The organism is Hyphomicrobiales bacterium (assembly GCA_016710435.1).
In the GTDB taxonomy this organism is placed as follows: domain Bacteria; phylum Pseudomonadota; class Alphaproteobacteria; order Rhizobiales; family Aestuariivirgaceae; genus Aestuariivirga.
The window spans coordinates 261,320-278,778 of record JADJVV010000001.1 but is presented as its reverse complement, the minus strand read 5'-3'; the positions used below and the strand labels follow the sequence as shown (position 1 = coordinate 278,778).

The following is a 17,459-nucleotide window of genomic DNA, read 5'->3' as shown; positions in this document are numbered from 1 at the left end:
ATCTGGCTGCACCCGCTATTCGCCGTAGCGCTCCCGCAGATGGGCGATGAAGTGCCGGGCTGTCAGCGGCTCGCCGGTTGCGGCGGTGATGAGATCGGGAGTCGAGAGCGTCGATGCCTTCGACCAGATGTTGGCGCGCCGCCAATCATTGAGTGCCGTCACGTCGCCGCGGCGCAGGGCGTCGTTCATGTCGGGGTGGACGCGGTGGATGGCGGCGGCCTGTTGCGCGGCAAGGAGTGCGCCCAGCGTGTAGCTGGGGAAATAGCCGAAGGCACCCGACGGCCAATGCACATCCTGCATGGGGCCGTCTTTCATGTTGTCGCGGGTGGAGAGCCCGAGATAGACCGTCATCTTCGCATCCCAGGCCGCGGGAATGTGCTGTGCCTCCATGCGGCCGGCGATCAGGTCCTGCTCCAGTTCGTAACGCAGGATCACATGCATGGGGTAGGTCACCTCATCAGCATCGACGCGGATGTATCCGGGCTTCACCTTGTGGACGTGTTGCATGATGTCGTCATGCGTCCAACCCAGCAGTGCTTCCGCACCCAGGTGCTGCTGCACCACGGGCAGCGCCCAATGCCAGAAAGCGGGATTGCGGCCGATCTGCTTCTCCACGAAGAGGCTCTGGCTTTCGTGCACGGTCATGCCGCGCGCCGAACCCACGCTCCAGTGAGACCATGCCTTTGGCAGGTTCTGCTCATAGAGGCCGTGGCCCGTCTCATGCAGCACACCCATCATGGCAGAGAGGAAATCGCCCTCGTCGTAGCGTGTGGTCATGCGCACGTCAGTCGGTACGCCGCCGCAGAAGGGATGATGCGACACATCAAGACGGCCGTGATGGAAGTCGAAGCCCACGGCGCGCATCATCGCTTCGCCCAGCGCCTTCTGGTCGGCGATGGCGAAGCGGGAGGTGAAGGGTTTCGGCGCGTGGCGGGCGTGGCGCTTCGCCTGCACGTCGAGTGCCTGCGGGACGAAGGCGGTGAGGAAGGCCTTCAACTCGTCAAACACGGGTGTGATCTCGGCGGCGCGGCTGCCGGGGTCGAACTGCTCGATCAGCGCGTCATAGGGCGCGAGCTTCAGGACATCGGCGCGCATGGCGGCTTCCTCGCGGGCGAGGGCAATCACGTTGCCAAGCGCAGGGAGGAAGGCGGCCCAGTCGCCCGTCGGACGCAACTGCCGCCAGAGCTGTTCCGAGCGGATGCGCGCTTCCGTCTGTTTCTGCACGAAGGCGGAGGAGAGACAGGTGAGGTTGGTGTAACTGCGCTTCTGTTCGCCAAGCGCCGTGCGTTGCCCGGGCGACAGGTCTTCGGCTTCTGCGGCGGCAAGCCAGTCGCCGACCTGAGGGGCAGAGGCCAGTTCGTGATAGAGGCCCGCGAGGCCCGCCATGGCCTCGGCGCGCTTTTCACCGCCACCATCCGGCATCATCACTGCCTCATCGACGCCCAGCATGGACTGCGCGTGGGACAGGGCTTCGAGTTTCTTCAGATGGGCATCGAGCTTGGCAAAGGACATGGCGCTTCCGTGATGTGGGAATGCAGGCTCTTTAAGGCCATTGCGCGTATGCGTCCATCCAGTCGCTCCGGGGGGCGATGGTTTCGGTGGCGCGGGATGACATGGCGTCGGGCTGCGACCCGGTGGCCGCTTCCATGGCGAAGAGGGCGGCGCCCAGGGCCGTGAGTTCGGGCTCGTGCAGCACGGTGATGGTTTCGCCGAAGATGCTGGCACGGAGTTCCATCAGGGCGCGCGAACGGGCCCAGCCGCCGGTGGCGTACATGGGGCCGTCGGCGATGCCCACACGTTTCATGGCGCGGAAGAAATCCCGGGCCTCCACGCTCACAGCTTCGAGGACGCGGCGGTGACGGTGTTCGCCCGTGTCGGCCAGGGCCTCCGCAATCGTGGGAGCCTTCGCCGCAGGTGCGCCCGGCAACACGGGCTGCGCCAGATAGGCTTTCACGGCAGCGTCATCGCCGAAGGCCTGTCGCAGGGGCGCACTGAACTCGATGGGACCAATGACGGAAATGCCAGGCCCGCCGCGTACAGGAAGCGACAGGTCGATGCCCGCCGTTGCTGCGGTGGACGTCGGCGTCGTGGTCTCGGCAAAGAGCGCGTTGGCGGTGCCGATGGAGTCGATGCGCGCCAACGGGTCCAGACGCATGATGGCGTTGGAGGCGATGGGGTGGTCATGCCCACCCACCACGATCAGCGTGTTGACACTGCCTGCGCCTGCCTCACGCAACGGTCCCGCATGCAGCGTGCCGATCACCGTTCCGGCTGTCAGTCCTTCCGGCAATGGCGGCGCTTCAGCCTTGCGCAGCAGTTCCGGAATCCAGTCACGGGTGAAGACATCATAAACCCCTGTGCGCGGCATCAGCGTGGCGCAGATATAGGCGCGCCGCGCCCACCAAACAGCGGGATAATCCGTCAGCGGCACCCAGGGATCATTGCCGCGCACTGCGTCGGGGCGGTGCTTCCTCAGCCACAGCCATTTGGCGGCGGCAGTGGAGAACCCGAAGTTGATCTGCGGGTGGGCGCGGCCTTCCTCGCTCGCCTTCAATATCCCCGCTTCGGCTCGGTCGCGGTGATCGAACCAGGGAATGGCCAGACCGCGCGGCGTGAAATCCGGCGCCACGCACAGGCCATCCTCGCCGATCCCCGTTGTGGCGATGGCGGCGATGGGCTTTCCCTTGCCCACCGCGCGCCAGCCTTCGATGATCAGGTCTTCGAGTGCGGCGACAAGTTCGAGCCCTTCCGTCACCACGCCATGGCCGTCGTGACGGCGTGGCGAGGGCACGGACTTCACCCACAGGTTCTGTCCCTCGTCATCGAGGAACAGGACCTTGATATTGGTGGAGCCGACGTCGACGCCGCAATACATGGCGGGCCGCTCCGTTCTACCAGAGGCGCTTGAACTTCGCGCGCGAGGCTTTTGCCATCTCGGCGATGAGCCACGACGTTTCCTCGGCGGGGCGCTGCCAGACCTTGCGGCCGACGACGACACCTTGCGCGCCGGCGGCGATGGCGTCGCTCACGTCCTTCAACGTCGAGTTGGCGTCGCCCGACAGGGGGCCGCCGGCAACGACGACCGGAATATCGAGTTCATCGCAGAGCTTTGCCGTCGCATCAGGGCCGGGGAAGGTGATCTTGATGATGTCAGCGCCAAGGTCATAGGCGACGCGGGCCACTTCCATTTCAGCGGTGATGATTTCAGGCGTACGCGGATGATTGAGGAACACCGGTTCCACCATCACCGGCATATCCCACTTCGCGGCGGCGGAGACGACGGTGCCAATGCGCTGGCAGTACAGCACCTTCTCGGCATCGTTCACGTTCCACGGCAGCAGCAGCTTCACGCAATCAACACCAAGGCGCGCGGCGTCCTCAACCGAGGCCACAAGCGTGCCCGTGCCCGTTGCGGGCGCGGAGGTGGGCCAGAAGGCGTCGATCGCAAGGATGCGCGCCATGGCCGGGTTCTGCGCCATGTCCACTTCGGTTGCTTTCACGATTCCGGTGGACACCATGAATCCCGTCACGTCCTCCTTGAGGAAGCGGCGCAACACCTGGGCTGGCGCTTCCAACTGCGGCACGCGGCCCCAGACGAGGCCATGGTCGATCGGCACCACGAGGGCGGCACGGTCGGGGCGGAAAACACGGTTCATGCGGTAGGAAGTGGAAAGGCGGCTGGCCACGTATGGAATCCTCAGGAGAGTTGGTCTTGCTCATGCAAGTGTTCGGCAAAAATCGCAGAGGAACCCCGCAGGTTCAAGCGCGATTATCCGTCATGAATGTGAGCGAAAGGCGGCTCAGATTTTTGGCAGCGGTTTGAGCGCAGGGCCGCTCAGCACCTCGCCGGTGGGTGCGTATTGTGAGCCGTGGCAGGGGCAATCCCAGCATTTTTCGAAGCTGTTCCAGCGCACACCACACCCCGCATGTGTGCAGGTGGCGGAGAGACGGATCACGTCGCCATCTGGCGATCTGTAGACGGCTTCGCGTGCCAGGGCACCGTTGCGCAGGACCGCGCCTTCACCCGGCGCGATCTCGCCGGGCGATGCTACCTCGCCGGGTGCGAGGTGTTGCACCAGTCCCGCCACGACTCCGGCCTGGTCCGCGAGGTAGTGGGCGATGGTCCGCCCCGTCAGTGGTGCGCGGGAGGGATCGAGGATCGGCGCAAAGCGCGCATGCTGGCCCGCGATGAGCGGCGCAATCACCAGTGCACCCGCCACCGCATTGGTGATGCCCTGTCCCGCATCGCCCGTGTGGAGATAGATATTGTCTTCGCCCGGCGCGCGTCCGGAGAAGGGCATGTAGTCCAGCGTTTCGAGAATCTGCCCGGACCAGCGGTGGCTCACCTCGCCCATTGCCGGATAGTGGGCGCGGGCCCAGTCTTCCAGCCGGGCGAGGCGTTGCGCCATGTCGCTCTCCGTGCCGGTGCGGTGGTCTTCGCCGCCGATGATCAGGCGATCCCATATGTCATCCAGCGGCTGGATGCGCATGTGGTGATAAGGATCGAGCATGTCCCAGAAGAGCACGTCATCGACACTGCCCTTGGGAATGGGGGCCGCGATCACATAGGTGCGGTCGGGCCGTTGCTTGCTGTGAAAGGCGCGGCCGGCATTCACGGGTGAATTTGTGGCAAAGACGGCATGGGTGGCCGAGATCACCGCACCGGTGCCGGTCTGAATGAGGATGCGGCCATCGCTCTTGTCGTGAGACTCGTAGGCCGTGTACGCAAAAAGTCGCGTGCCGTGCTCCTGCAGGACCGTGGCGAGGCCTGAGAGATATTTCAGCGGATGAAAGCGGGCCTGGCGGGGGAAGACCAGCGCGGGCCCCTTGCCCAGCCCCGTTGCGGCACTCCGGTCTGCCCAGGTGACATGCATGCCAATGGAGAGGCAGGCCTCGTATTCGTCCTTCAGCTTCGCCTCTTCCTCGGGTGTGGTGGCGGCCATCCAGCCTTCGACGCGCTGGAAATCAACCTCAAGTTTCTCCGCCGCACAGATCGCCTCCACGCGATTGATCGCCGCGACCTGGCTGTCGAGGAGGAGCCGCGCGGTGTCGCGTCCGTGGATGCCGATGAGATTGGTGTAGAGATCATCGAGACTGGACGAGAGATGTGCGGTGGACCTTGCTGTCATGCCGAGTCCGATGGGACCGCGGTCGATCACGATCACCTGCCGGCCAAGACGCGTGAGTTCATAGGCGATGGAGAGCCCCGCGATTCCGCTTCCGATCACGGCAACATCGCAGGCCGCATCGTGCCCCAGTGGAGTCGCCTCCAGAACGGGCCCGTGTTCCATCCAGCACGATATGCTTCTTTCGCTGCAAACACTGGCCATCAGACAGCACAATGCAAAGCTTCAGGAAATGTTTCAGCCCATGCGGAAAAATATGAGACGGGCAGCCTTGCGAAGGACCTTGAGCGTTGCAGGCTGTCCATGACACAGTGCTCCTGTTTTGGCCGCACCGAGGGGAGTTCCGCATGCGGATGATTGATCTCAGTTCCTGGCAAGGCGTTCTCAGCACACTCGCCGGGCTTGCGCTGGTGACGCTGATTGGTGTCGGCATCCGGCTGCTGCTCATGGTCACGGTGCAGCAGCGGCGCGAGCGCATGAACCGGCAGATCAACGAACGCCTGCGCACGCTCATCGCCGCCTACAAGATCCTGGGTGGTTCGATCACGGGAGAGTTGCGGGTTGATCCGGCGCATCTGCGCGACAGGCTGGCGCGTCCCGAAACGCCCGTGGATGAACCGTTGGCACCTGACGATCAATCCGGCGGAGGGGGAAGCGGTGGCGACAGGGCGCGCCGCATCCGGGATGCGGTCGAAGGAGCCTTATCCGACATCCTGCTGCTGGGCACGGAAGAGCATGTGCGCCTTGCCCATAAGGTCGCGGAGGAATTGCTGGCGGGGCGGCCGGTCCATACGCATGCGCTGGTCGTGTCTCTCCGCGCCTTCATTCGCGATGCGCTTGACCTCGATCCGGTGCCGACGGACCTGGAATTGCCCATGCAGGGTCCTGCGCGCATCATCGCACAAGGTGGACGGGGACGGGGTGGCGGTGAGCGGGAGGAGGGCAGGGGTGGACGCGGCGGCGGCTCAGGTGGCGCCGGCGGCGGTGCTGGCGCGATGATGGCGGGCGGCGGCCTCGGGGCCGGGATCGGCGCAGGGCTGGCGTCGGATCATGGCGATGACAATGCGGACGCCGCGCAGACGAAAGGGCCGTAGATCTTTCGCGCGCTCAGGCCAGCAGACCAGGCCAGCAGAAGCCGCTCACGCCTTCTCCATCATCTCCACGAAGCGCTTGAAGAGATAGTGGGAGTCCTGCGGACCGGGCGAGGCTTCGGGATGGTGCTGGACGGAGAAGACCGGTTTGCCCTTCACCTGCAGTCCGGCGTTGGAGCCGTCAAAGAGGGAGACGTGGGTTTCTTCCACGCCGGCGGGCAGGCTGTCGCGGTCCACGGCAAAGCCGTGGTTCATGGACACGATCTCTACCTTGCCGGTGGTGTAGTCCTTCACCGGATGGTTTGCGCCGTGGTGGCCCTGGTGCATCTTCAATGTCTTTGCGCCCAGGGCGATGGCGAGCATCTGGTGGCCGAGGCAGATGCCGAAGACAGGCGTGCCGGAGTCCACGAGCTTCCTGATTTCGGGCACCGCGTATTCGCCGGTTGCTGCGGGATCGCCAGGACCATTGGAGAGGAACACGCCATCCGGCTTCATCGCGAGAATGTCGTCTGCTGCGGTGGTGGCCGGAACAACGGTCACGTCACAGCCGGCGGAGGTGAGGCAGCGGAGGATGTTGCGCTTGAGGCCATAGTCGATGGCGACCACCTTCTTGCCGCCCTCGGCGGTGGTGTAGCCGGTCTTCCAGTCCCACAGCTTTTCATCCCAGTCCATGCGCTGCGTGACGGAGACATCCTTGGCGAGGTCCATTCCGACAAGGCCCGGCCACTTGGCGGCCTTGCGCTTCAGGGCGGCGATGTCGAACTTGCCCTTGGCATTGTGGGCGATGACGCCGTTGGGCATGCCCTTCTCGCGGATGAGGCTGGTGAGGGCGCGGGTGTCGATGCCCGAGAGGCCGACGATGTTGCGGGCCTTCAGCCACTTGGTGAAATGCTTGGCGGCGCGATAGTTGGCGGGGTCCGTCACCGGGGCCTTGACGATGCAGCCAAGGACGGCAGCGGAAGCGGCGAGGTTGGTGGTCTCGATGTCGTCGTCGTTGGTACCGACATTGCCGATATGAGGGAAGGTGAAGGTGACGATCTGACCCGCATAGGACGGATCGGTGAGCACTTCCTGGTAGCCGGTCATGGCGGTGTTGAAGCAGACTTCGCCCACGGCATCGCCCTCGGCGCCGAAGCCCTGGCCTTCGATCACCGTGCCGTCGGCCAGGACGAGCACGCCCGTCACCACGGGGACATCCCAATCCCCGAAGGGGGCACCAGACTGCGGGCGTGACTTTGCGTTGGCCTTTGCGGCCTTCTTGGCGGTTGCCATGGTCGAGTCTCCGGGAATTTGGCGCTGGTTAAGGGAGCAGGGGGCAGGCGTCAAGTTTGCGCTGCACCTGCGAAGGCGGTATGGAGGCGCTTTCCACGCATTTCCAGACGGGAGAGAGCGCCGATGAGCCTCCGCGACACACTGAACGCCGACCTGAAGGACGCCATGAAGGCCGGGGACAAGCGCAAGCTGGCGACCATCCGCCTGATGAATGCCGCCATCAAGGACAAGGACATCAACGCCCGCACCGAAGGCCACGACAGTGAAAAACTGCCCGACTCCGCCTTGCTGGATGTTTTCGCCAAGATGGTGAAGCAGCGTCAGGATTCGATCGCGGCCTACGACCAGGGCGGGCGTCCGGAACTGGCCCAGCAGGAGCGCGAGGAGATGGCCATCATTCAGTCCTACATGCCGCAGCAGCTGTCCGATGATGACACACGCGACGCCATCAAGGGCATCATCGCGGCGGTGGGGGCGGCCTCGGTCAAGGACATGGGCAAGGTGATGGCCGAACTGAAAGCCAAATATTCCGGCCAGATCGACATGGGCAAGGCCGGCGGGCTCGTAAAGTCATTGCTTGGCTGAGGCAACTTTCCGCCATTCCAGGTGTTTAGATGTGGTGACGCCATTTTACGGAATGGCTTTGCTCAAATGCGAATGAAAGGACCAGCATCATGCGCAATACATTGATTGCATTGGCCACAGCCGGAACAATGGCGCTGGGCCTTGGCGCGTCGACCGCCGAGGCCCGGGATCACCGCCATCATCGTAACCCGGATGTCGGTGTCTATTTCGGCTTCCCGTTCTTCGGGGCCTATGACGACTATGGCTACTACGGCGACGGCAACTACCGTCACCGCGGCAATTACCATTGCCATTGGGTGAAAGTGAAAAAGAAGCATCACAAGTGGCGGAAGGTCAAACGCTGCCACTATGGCCACCACCGGAACCATAACGACTGGTAGCCGCCTTTCGATTTCACTTTTATCTGATTTGGAGGCCGCGCCTGCCCGCGCGGCCTCTTTTCGCATGGATCGGGGCGTTCATCTGACGTTCAGGTTGTTTTCGCGAAAGTGGTACCTGTCGTGGGCTCATCAGGGCCTGCGGGCCACTTTCAACGGAAGGACCCAACACATGTTTCGCAAGACTGTTCTCGCCATCGCCGCTGCCGGCACGCTTGCCCTCGGTATCACCGGTGCGGCCTCGACGGCTGAAGCCAGGCATCGTCATGGCCACGTTGGCATCTATATCGGCGTGCCGATGTTCTATGGCCATGGCCATCACTGGCATTGCCACTACAAGAAGGTGAAGGTCTGGAACAAGCATCACACCAAGAAGATCTGGGTGACGAAGAAGACCTATTGCCACCGCGCCTGGCACTGACACCCCATCACGGCGACACGGAAGGGCCGCGCACCAGCGCGGCCCTTTTCGTTTGGCCTCAAATGATCTTGGTCGTGACCTTCACGTTTCTGCGGATGGCGTGCGAATAGGGGCACACCACATGCGCCTTCTTGGCAATGGCGGTGGCCTTGGCCTTGGGAATGCCCACGAGCTTCACCTCCAGCTTGACCTCGATGCCGAAGCCCTTCTTGTCGCTGCGCGGACCGAAGGCGACATGGGCCGTCACGGAATTGTCCGGGTTCCATGGCAGCGCCTTTTTCTCCTTGGAATTGACGAATTTCATCGCGCCCAGGAAGCAGGATGAATAGCCGACGGCAAAGAGTTGCTCGGGGTTGGTGCCTTGGCCCGTTCCACCCAGTTCCTTGGGCCCGGCGATGATCAGGTCCAGCATGCCGTCATCCGTCTTCGCCGTGCCGCCGCCCCGGCCTCCAACCGACGTTCCGTGGGCAGTGTATTTCTTGGTGATTGCCATGTTGCGGTTCCCTTGGTTTGCGCCCGCAAGGCTACACGTGTGTTTGAGATTGGCAAGGGACGGGCCAGACGTGTTATTTGCCGCCCATGCGCTTTCCACCGACCTTCCTTGACCAGATCCGTGCGCGGGTGAATGTTTCATCCGTGATCGGCCGGCATGTGCAGTGGGACCGGCGCAAGACGCAAGCGGCGAAGGGCGACTACTGGGCCTGCTGCCCCTTCCACACCGAGAAATCACCGAGCTTCCACGCCGACGACCGCAAGGGGCGCTATCACTGCTTCGGCTGCAAGGCGAGCGGCGACATCTTCACCTTCCTGGTGGAGAAGGAAGGCCTGCCATTTCCGGAAGCGGTGGAGCGCCTGGCCAGCGATGCGGGCCTGCCCATGCCCGTGATGTCGGAGGCCGAGGTCGAGCGCGAGAAGACGCGGGCCAGCCTCTATGACGTGATGGAGATCGCGGCGAAGCTGTTTCAGGCGGAACTGCAATCCTCGCACGGCGCGAAGGCGCGCGGCTATCTGGCCGACCGCGACCTGGCGCCGGCCGTGCAGAAGGAATTCGGCATTGGCTATGCGCGCGACGACCGCTCGTGGTTGCGCAATGAACTCGCGGCCAAGGGCATTCCGCTTGACCAGATGATCGAGGCGGGGCTCGTCATCGTGAAAGAGGACAATGCGGTCGGCAATGACCGCTTCCGCGACCGCGTGATGTTTCCGATCCGCGACGGGCGGGGACGGGTGATCGCGTTTGGCGGGCGGGCGCTGCGCCCGGACGTTCCTGCGAAATATCTGAACTCGCCGGAGACGCCCATCTTCCACAAGGGCGAGGTGCTCTACAATTTCGACAGGGCGCGCGGGGCGGCGCACCAGAACAGCCGCCTCATTGCCGTTGAAGGTTATGTCGATGTGATCGCCATGCACCGCGCCGGATTTGCCGAGGCCGTGGCGCCGCTCGGCACGGCGCTGACGGAAAACCAGCTCGGCCTCTTGTGGCGCACCGTGCCGGAGCCCATTCTCTGTTTTGACGGTGACGGCGCGGGCCTGAAAGCTGCCTACCGTGCGCTCGACCTTGCGCTGCCCTTGCTCGCTCCCGGACATTCGCTGCGCTTTGCCTTCCTGCCCGAGGGCAAGGATCCGGACGACCTGTTGCGCGCGGAAGGGGCTGATGCGGTGAGGGCGGTGATTGCGGCGGCATCACCGCTCGCCGATGTGCTGTGGAACCGGGCGCTTGGTGAAAACGACAGGAGCAGCCCCGAACGCAAGGCCGCCTTCGAGCGGGACCTCAAGGCGCTGGTGGGCGGGATCAAGGACGAGATGGTGCGGCGGCACTATCTCGATGACCTCCGCCTGCGCCTCCAGACCCTCTGGGGCCAGGGGCGACCCCAGGTTGGAGGTGGCGCGCGGATGGGACCGGGCCGCAGCTTCCAGCCCCGCCTCAAGCCGGGGCAGCGGCCGTGGGAAGTTCCGCAAGCCGCCTCGCCGCAACTCCGGGCAGCGGCTTCGGCCAACACGGCTGCGGCTGCGGCCGAGCGGCGGGAACGGATGATTATCCTCTCCGCCATCAACCACCCCGAGCTTTTGCATGACTTCTGGGAGGACTTTGCCGGTCTGGATTTTACCGCCCGGGCGCTTGACTCCCTCCGTACACTGATTCTAGACGTTGCCTCCTCCGAGGAAGTCCTTGACCGGGCGGCCTTGAAGACCCACCTGAGTTCAAAAGGATTTGGTCCGGACCTGGACCGCCTTGAAGATCAGGCGAAGCGTCTGAATGAGTGGTTCCTTGGTCCCGCGGCTGCACCAGATGATGCCCGGACAGGCCTCCGCCAGATGATCGCCCTGCACCGGAAAACCGTCACACTCGACCGCGAGTTGAAGGCTGCTGAAGCCGCCTTTGCGCGCGATCCGTCGGAGGACACCCAGGCCGCCCTGTTTGCGGTTCGAGACCAGTTGTCGTCGGCCCTCGGGTCCGAAGCCTTGATCGAGGGCTTCGGGGCCGCATCGGGCCGGGGCGGGGGAGAGGCGATGTAACGCCGCAGGCCCCTGCCATGGTTAAGAACCGTTTAAGGGGCAGGGCTTTAGGTGACTGCCGAATCACTCTACCGCAGGTGAGCGAATCACCCGCCTTGAAGGACTTGAGACTGAATGGCCCGCACGCCCGCCAAGACACCTGCCGCTGCCCGCCCCGCGAAGCCGCCGGTGGAGCCTGATGCGCCGACCACGCCCGACGATGCCAGCGCCGAGCCGGAAGCCCCGGAAGCGGGAGCGGATGCGCCTGTCCTCGACATGAACGATGCCGCCGTCAAGCGGATGATCAAGCTCGCCAAGGCGCGGGGTTATGTCACCCTCGACGAACTGAACGCCGTCCTCCCCTCTGACGAGACCTCGCCGGAGCAGATCGAGGACATCATGGCGATGCTCAACGAGATGGGCATCAACGTGGTGGAGAGCGAGGAAGAATCCGAGAACCTCACCGCCAAGGTGGAAGAAGAAGCGTCCGGCGAAACGGCGCTGATGAAAGTGGAAGCGCCCAAGCTTCCCGCCGACCGCACCGACGATCCCGTGCGCATGTATCTGCGCGAGATGGGTGCGGTGGAGCTGCTCAGCCGCGAGGGCGAAATCGCCATCGCCAAGCGCATCGAAGCCGGCCGCGAAGCGATGATCTCCGGGCTGTGCGAAAGCCCGCTCACCTTCCAGGCCATCATCATCTGGCGCGATGAACTGAACGAGGGGAAGATTCTTCTCCGCGACATCATCGACCTCGAAGCAACCTACGCCGGCCCGGACGCCAAGCAGAACCAGTCGGTTGCCACGCCGCAGCCCTACGTGCCGCCCAAGGAAGAAGTGCGCAAGCAGGCGGAAGCCAAGCGCGCCGAACTCCGCCGCAAGGAAGAAACACGCAAGGCCACCCAGCCGGCCCGCCGCCCGCTGGCCGACGATGACTACTCCGATGTTCTCTCGCCGGAAGATTTCGACAAGCCCTCGGCCGCCGAAGAGGATGATGACGACGAGGGTGATGACCTCGGCGTTTCGCTCTCCGCCATGGAGAACGAGCTGAAGCCGAAGGTTCTCGAAGTCTTCGACGAAATCGCCCGCCTCTACAAATCGCTGCGCAAGCTGCAGGACCAGGAAGTGACGGATGGCGAGGGCCTCTCGCCTTCGCAGGAGCGCCGCTACAAGAAGCTGCGCGAGGAAATCGTCGGCCTCGTCAAGTCGCAGTCGCTGAACAACGCCCGCATCGAGGCGCTGGTGGACCAGCTTTACGACATCTCCAAGCGCCTCAACGTGCTCGAAGGCCGTTTGCTGCGGCTCGCCGAAACCTACAAGGTGCCGCGCGAAGAGTTCCTGCGCGAATATCAGAGCAACGAACTCGACGGCGAGTGGCTGAAGCGGGTGGGCCGCCTCACCAAGCATGGCTGGAAGAAGTGGGTCAACGACGAGAAGGAATCGATCAAGGTCATCCGCGACGAGATCTTCGAACTCGCCTCCGCCACCGGCCTGCAGATCCAGGAATTCCGCGGCATCGTCGCCAAGGTGCAGAAGGGTGAGCGCGAGGCGCGCATCGCCAAGAAGGAAATGGTGGAAGCAAACCTTCGCCTCGTCATCTCCATCGCCAAGAAATACACAAATCGTGGTCTGCAATTCCTGGATTTGATCCAGGAAGGCAACATCGGCCTGATGAAGGCGGTGGACAAGTTCGAGTACCGCCGCGGCTACAAGTTCTCGACCTATGCGACGTGGTGGATCCGGCAGGCGATCACGCGTTCGATCGCCGACCAGGCGCGCACCATCCGCATTCCCGTGCACATGATCGAGACCATCAACAAGATCGTGCGCACCTCGCGTCAGATGATGCACGAGATCGGGCGCGAGCCGACGCCGGAGGAACTGGCGGAAAAGCTCTCGATGCCGCTCGAAAAAGTGCGCAAGGTGATGAAGATCGCCAAGGAGCCGATCAGCCTTGAAACGCCGGTGGGTGACGAAGAGGATTCACACCTCGGCGACTTCATCGAGGACAAGAACGCCATCCTGCCCATCGACGCCGCCATCCAGGCGAACCTGCGCGAAACCACCACCCGCGTGCTGGCCTCGCTCACGCCGCGCGAAGAGCGCGTGCTGCGCATGCGCTTCGGCATCGGCATGAACACGGATCACACGCTGGAAGAAGTGGGCCAGCAGTTCAGCGTGACGCGCGAACGCATCCGCCAGATCGAAGCCAAGGCGCTCAGGAAGCTGAAGCACCCCTCGAGGTCAAGGAAGTTGCGCTCGTTCCTCGACAATTGACGGCCGGGAGAACCTACTTCCTCACCCAGCTTTCGCTCTTGCACAGCACCGCCAGCACGCAGCCGGCGATGGTGAGGGTGTTGCCGTTGATGGCGCCTTTGCCGGTGTAGGTTTTGTCGGATTCGAGATCGGTGAGGGTGCCCTTGTAGTGGCCGTCGCCGGTGGGGCTCAGTTTCCCGGCGCTCTTGCCGGCGTTGGGGCCTGTCACGGGTGAAGCGCAGAAGCCGCCGCCGCAAGGCGAGAAGGCGACGATGATGCCGTTGGGCCGCTTCCACTTGCCGACGATGGGATCGCCCGCCTGGGCTGTTCCGGCGCTTGCCAGCAGTGTGGTGGCGAAAATGACAAGTGCCTTGCGTGTGCGTGTCATGGTGGTCCCCCGTTCTGGTTGCGCCAGACTAGGCACGAACCGCGTCGACGGTAAAGTGGCGGCTCGGGGGTACTGCTTGATCCTGGTCAAGGCAGCCGGACGATGCAGGCGTCATTTTTACAGCATGGTCACACGTTTCCCCTCGGGCCGCGAGCCCCACAAACCGGCAGCTGCCCCTCAGCCTGCTCCCGCCGCTGCTTCTGAAAAGCCGAAGCTTCCGGAACCCTCGTGTGGGTGCGGATGCAGCCACAAGAAGGCTGACGACGCCAAGGCCTGAGTTGCGCCGCGCCATACCCCGTCCGCGCCAAAGCGGATGGAAGCGGGGCATGTGCCGCATCGGCAAGACCTGAAACTCGCTTCCACGGGCAGGGCCTGGAATTGCCGCCGCTTCCCGAACATGCAATGTTTTCCCCGCGGGACGCGCAGCCTGAACCGCGATCGTCGGCCTATGGGCCCCAGAAAGTGGGCGGCACCGTCCGCCCACCCATCGCTGAGGCCCTTGTATCTGTAACTCATGTAGTTATATATATCGGCGAAAGGAAACTCGATCATGACCACGCGGATGCCGACCTATTTCATCTCTCACGGCGGGGGCCCATGGCCCTGGTTGCCGGACATGCGGCAGATGCTGAAGAGCCTTGAAGTTTCACTGGCGAACATGTCGAAGGAAATCGGCGTCACGCCCAAGGCGATCCTGATGGTGTCCGGCCATTGGGAGGAAAAGGACTTCGCGGTGATGTCGGGCGATGCGCCGGGCATGGTCTATGACTACGGCGGCTTTCCGCCCTTCACCTACGAGATCAAATATTCCGCGCCGGGGGCACCTGCGCTGGCGAAGCGCATTGCCGAACTTCTGACGGCGGCGGGGTTGCCGACGCACCTCGATCCCGACCGGGGCTTCGACCACGGCGTCTTCGCGCCCATGCAGGTGATGTATCCCAATGCGGATGTGCCCCTGCTGCAGGTTTCCATGCGCCATGGCTATGATCCCGAAGAGCACCTTGCGCTGGGCCGTGCGCTTGCACCCTTGCGCGATGAAGGCGTCGTGATCGTCGGCAGCGGCCTCAGCTATCACAACCTCAGGCTCTTCGGTCCCGGCGCGAAGGAGCCATCTGCGGCGTTCGATGCCTGGCTCGACGATGCGATGCAGTCTGATCCCAAGACGCGTGTTGCGAAGCTGAAGGCGTGGGAGCAGGCCCCGTCTGCGCGCATCTGCCATCCGCGCGAAGACCACCTCATTCCACTGATGGCGGCGGTAGGGGCGGCGGAAAACGAGAAGGCGACGCGCGTCTATCATGACGCCAATGTCTACGGCGGCGTCACGGCATCGAGCTATCGCTTCGGCTGAGCGGAACGGGGTGGCGCGGACTGTCAGTTTCGCGTCAGCCACACTGGATTACAGAAGAGCCTGAAATGATTGGGTTCTTCTGTAATCATGCAAGTATCAATTCAACGCCCTGATGTGCCCGTGTGGGATTTGCCGGTGCGGCTGTTCCACTGGGCGCTTGTGGCGTGCGTGACGGTCGCGCTGGTGACGGGGCTTTTCTTCCCGGCGAACTGGCTTTCCGTTCATGTCTGGGCCGGTGCCGGCATTGGCGGACTCATCCTTGCGCGGCTTGTGTGGGGCCTCACCGGCAGCACCTATGCGCGCTTTGCAAATTTCACACTCTCGCCATCGGCCGTCATCACCCATCTTCGCGACATCCAGTCGGGGCGTGTGCATCGCGAGGGCGGGCATAATGCGCTGGGCGCCTGGATGGTGGTGACGCTGCTGGTCACGCTGTCGCTGATCCTGCTCACCGGTGTGCTGATGCTGGGTGGTGCCTTCAAGCAGGGGCCGGGCAAGGGCTTCATCTCCTTCGCCACCGGTGATCTCATGCGCGAGCCGCATGAGCTTCTGGCCTACGCGCTCCTCGCACTCGTTGCGGCCCACATTGCGGGCATGGCGTTTGAATCGCGCCGCAGTGGCGAGAACCTGGCGAAGGCCATGGTGACGGGCCGCAAGGTGGCAGGCTTCGTTCCGGCAACACGCAGCTTCAGTGCACGCGCAGGTCTTGCTGCGGCGATGGTGGGGCTTGCGGGTGCGGGTGTGGTGGGGGCTGTCGTTTTCGCCAACGCCCTGCCGCCGAAGGGCGTGCGCGCTGTTGCAGTGGATGCGGGTTGGAAAACGGATTGCGGCGATTGTCACATGGCCTTTCACCCCACGCTGCTGCCCGCGCAGAGCTGGACCAAGCTGATGTCATCACTCGATGATCATTTCGGTGAAGACGCGAGCCTTCCAGCCGACAAGGTTGCGGCCATCACCGCCTTCCTCACCGCCAACAGCGCGGAAAATTCCGACAGCTTCGCCGCCAACCGCTTCCGCCGTGTGAATGCGGAGCGTCCATTGGAAATCACCGCGACGCCATTCTGGACGCGCCGCCACAGCGAATTGGCCGATGCCGTATTCAAGGCACCGCCTGTCAACAGCAAGCAGAATTGTGCCGCCTGCCATGGTGATGCGGAGACAGGCACTTTCGCACCCCAACAGATTTCAATCCCACAGGAGACAAAACAATGAAATGGATGATCCTGCCGCTCGCCCTTGCGGCGGCTGTTTTCGCCACGCCCGCCTCGGCAGGCCCGCGCGACGATATTCTCGCTGCTTATGCCGCAGCGGCCAAAGCCGCTGATGGTGGATTTGCGGGTTTCGATGCGGGCCGCGGCAAGGCGTTCTACGCCCAGCAGTTCACCGCCTCGGCGGAATCGCCATCCTGTTCCAGCTGTCACACAGCCTCGCCCCTGAAAGCGGGAAAGACCCGCGCGGGCAAGAGCATTGATCCGATGGCCGTCTCGGTCACACCGGACCGCTTCACCGATGCCGCGAAGGTGGAGAAGTGGTTCGGCCGGAACTGCAACACCGTTCTCGGGCGTGAATGCACCGCCGCCGAGAAGGGCGACTTCATCACCTACCTGTCCGGACTTTGAGGAGAATTCACATGCGTATCCTGCTTTCTGCGGCCTGTCTTTTCGCCGTTGCAACCGTGGCTCTGGCGGACGGCGCCCGTGGCGTCGTCACCGACGAGTTGACGAAGAAGGAGTGCAGCGCCTGCCACATGGCCTATCCGCCCGGCTTCCTGCCGGCGCGGTCATGGGAGGCTCTCACCGGCAATCTCAAGGATCACTTCGGCGAGGATGCCTCGCTTGCGGCGGATGCGACCACCGCCATCCGGGACTACCTTGTGGCCAATGCGGCCGATGCTTCGGACAAGATGCGCGGCTTCCCGCGTGGTATCCCGGCAGACCAGACGCCGCTCCGGATTACCGAACTGCCGCGCTTCAAGGGCGAACATGGCCGCTTCTCGGACGCCACCATGAAGAAGGTGGGCAGCTTGAGCAATTGCGTGGCCTGCCACCAGGGCGCCGAGAAGGGCTATTTCGAAGACGATTGAGACGCAACTGCGGGCTCCG

General features: G+C 63.6%; 17 protein-coding genes. 10 read left to right on the top strand and 7 right to left on the bottom strand.

The features are described 5' to 3' along the window. Positions 1 to 15: 15 nt before the first annotated feature. From IPM06_01355 to IPM06_01340, 4 genes are all read right to left on the bottom strand, one after another. The gene (locus IPM06_01355) at positions 16 to 1,512 is read right to left on the bottom strand and encodes a carboxypeptidase M32 (protein ID MBK8769059.1); all 1,497 of its coding nucleotides are present in this window, start codon (positions 1,510 to 1,512) and stop codon (positions 16 to 18) included. A 31-nt stretch (positions 1,513 to 1,543) separates the two neighbouring features. Next, positions 1,544 to 2,875 (bottom strand): hypothetical protein, encoded by a 1,332-nt coding sequence (locus IPM06_01350; protein MBK8769058.1) that lies wholly within the window; start codon positions 2,873 to 2,875, stop codon positions 1,544 to 1,546. A gap of 16 nt (positions 2,876 to 2,891) precedes the next feature. Next, positions 2,892 to 3,656, bottom strand: coding sequence for a deoxyribose-phosphate aldolase (locus IPM06_01345; protein ID MBK8769057.1), 765 nt, complete (start codon positions 3,654 to 3,656; stop codon positions 2,892 to 2,894). Positions 3,657 to 3,800: 144 nt separating this feature from the next. Beyond that, positions 3,801 to 5,291: an FAD-dependent oxidoreductase gene (locus IPM06_01340; protein MBK8769056.1), complete on the bottom strand. Its 1,491-nt coding sequence runs from the start codon at positions 5,289 to 5,291 to the stop codon at positions 3,801 to 3,803. Between the two features lie 182 nt (positions 5,292 to 5,473). On the opposite strand from IPM06_01340, the gene IPM06_01335 reads away from it, so the two are divergent. After that, positions 5,474 to 6,220, top strand: a complete 747-nt coding sequence (locus IPM06_01335) for a hypothetical protein (protein MBK8769055.1) — start codon at positions 5,474 to 5,476, stop codon at positions 6,218 to 6,220. A gap of 45 nt (positions 6,221 to 6,265) precedes the next feature. Here the strand turns inward: IPM06_01335 and carA are convergent, their stop codons facing one another. Next, positions 6,266 to 7,489: a glutamine-hydrolyzing carbamoyl-phosphate synthase small subunit gene (gene carA, locus IPM06_01330; GenBank protein ID MBK8769054.1), complete on the bottom strand. Its 1,224-nt coding sequence runs from the start codon at positions 7,487 to 7,489 to the stop codon at positions 6,266 to 6,268. Positions 7,490 to 7,612: 123 nt separating this feature from the next. On the opposite strand from carA, the gene IPM06_01325 reads away from it, so the two are divergent. The 3 genes from IPM06_01325 (at position 7,613) to IPM06_01315 (ending at position 8,872) form a co-directional block, all read left to right on the top strand. After that, on the top strand, positions 7,613 to 8,074 hold the full coding sequence (locus IPM06_01325) for a GatB/YqeY domain-containing protein (protein ID MBK8769053.1): 462 nt from the start codon (positions 7,613 to 7,615) through the stop codon (positions 8,072 to 8,074). An 89-nt stretch (positions 8,075 to 8,163) separates the two neighbouring features. Next, positions 8,164 to 8,454: a hypothetical protein gene (locus IPM06_01320; protein ID MBK8769052.1), complete on the top strand. Its 291-nt coding sequence runs from the start codon at positions 8,164 to 8,166 to the stop codon at positions 8,452 to 8,454. A 169-nt stretch (positions 8,455 to 8,623) separates the two neighbouring features. After that, a complete protein-coding gene (locus IPM06_01315) occupies positions 8,624 to 8,872 on the top strand; it encodes a hypothetical protein (GenBank protein MBK8769051.1) in 249 nt (82 codons plus the stop codon). Between the two features lie 58 nt (positions 8,873 to 8,930). On the opposite strand, the gene IPM06_01310 is transcribed toward IPM06_01315, so the two are convergent. Then, entirely contained in the window at positions 8,931 to 9,365 is a 435-nt protein-coding gene (locus IPM06_01310) for an Ohr family peroxiredoxin (protein MBK8769050.1), read from the bottom strand. Between the two features lie 86 nt (positions 9,366 to 9,451). Between IPM06_01310 and IPM06_01305 the strand changes: the two genes are divergently transcribed. Next, complete coding sequence (locus tag IPM06_01305) at positions 9,452 to 11,389, top strand: DNA primase (GenBank protein MBK8769049.1); 1,938 nt, start codon at positions 9,452 to 9,454, stop codon at positions 11,387 to 11,389. Positions 11,390 to 11,503: 114 nt separating this feature from the next. Next, on the top strand, positions 11,504 to 13,642 hold the full coding sequence (rpoD, locus tag IPM06_01300; GenBank protein ID MBK8769048.1) for an RNA polymerase sigma factor RpoD: 2,139 nt from the start codon (positions 11,504 to 11,506) through the stop codon (positions 13,640 to 13,642). 13 nt (positions 13,643 to 13,655) lie between these two features. Here the strand turns inward: rpoD and IPM06_01295 are convergent, their stop codons facing one another. After that, positions 13,656 to 14,009 (bottom strand): DUF2147 domain-containing protein, encoded by a 354-nt coding sequence (locus IPM06_01295; protein MBK8769047.1) that lies wholly within the window; start codon positions 14,007 to 14,009, stop codon positions 13,656 to 13,658. Positions 14,010 to 14,571: 562 nt separating this feature from the next. On the opposite strand from IPM06_01295, the gene IPM06_01290 reads away from it, so the two are divergent. From IPM06_01290 to IPM06_01275, 4 genes are all read left to right on the top strand, one after another. After that, positions 14,572 to 15,357, top strand: coding sequence for a dioxygenase (locus IPM06_01290; GenBank protein ID MBK8769046.1), 786 nt, complete (start codon positions 14,572 to 14,574; stop codon positions 15,355 to 15,357). Positions 15,358 to 15,444: 87 nt separating this feature from the next. Then, positions 15,445 to 16,569 (top strand): cytochrome b/b6 domain-containing protein, encoded by a 1,125-nt coding sequence (locus tag IPM06_01285; protein ID MBK8769045.1) that lies wholly within the window; start codon positions 15,445 to 15,447, stop codon positions 16,567 to 16,569. Between the two features lie 5 nt (positions 16,570 to 16,574). Then, positions 16,575 to 16,976 (top strand): DUF1924 domain-containing protein, encoded by a 402-nt coding sequence (locus IPM06_01280; protein ID MBK8769044.1) that lies wholly within the window; start codon positions 16,575 to 16,577, stop codon positions 16,974 to 16,976. Further along, complete coding sequence (locus IPM06_01275; protein MBK8769043.1) at positions 16,925 to 17,440, top strand: diheme cytochrome c; 516 nt, start codon at positions 16,925 to 16,927, stop codon at positions 17,438 to 17,440. The genes IPM06_01280 and IPM06_01275 overlap by 52 nt, the downstream gene beginning before the upstream one ends. Positions 17,441 to 17,459: the final 19 nt, after the last annotated feature.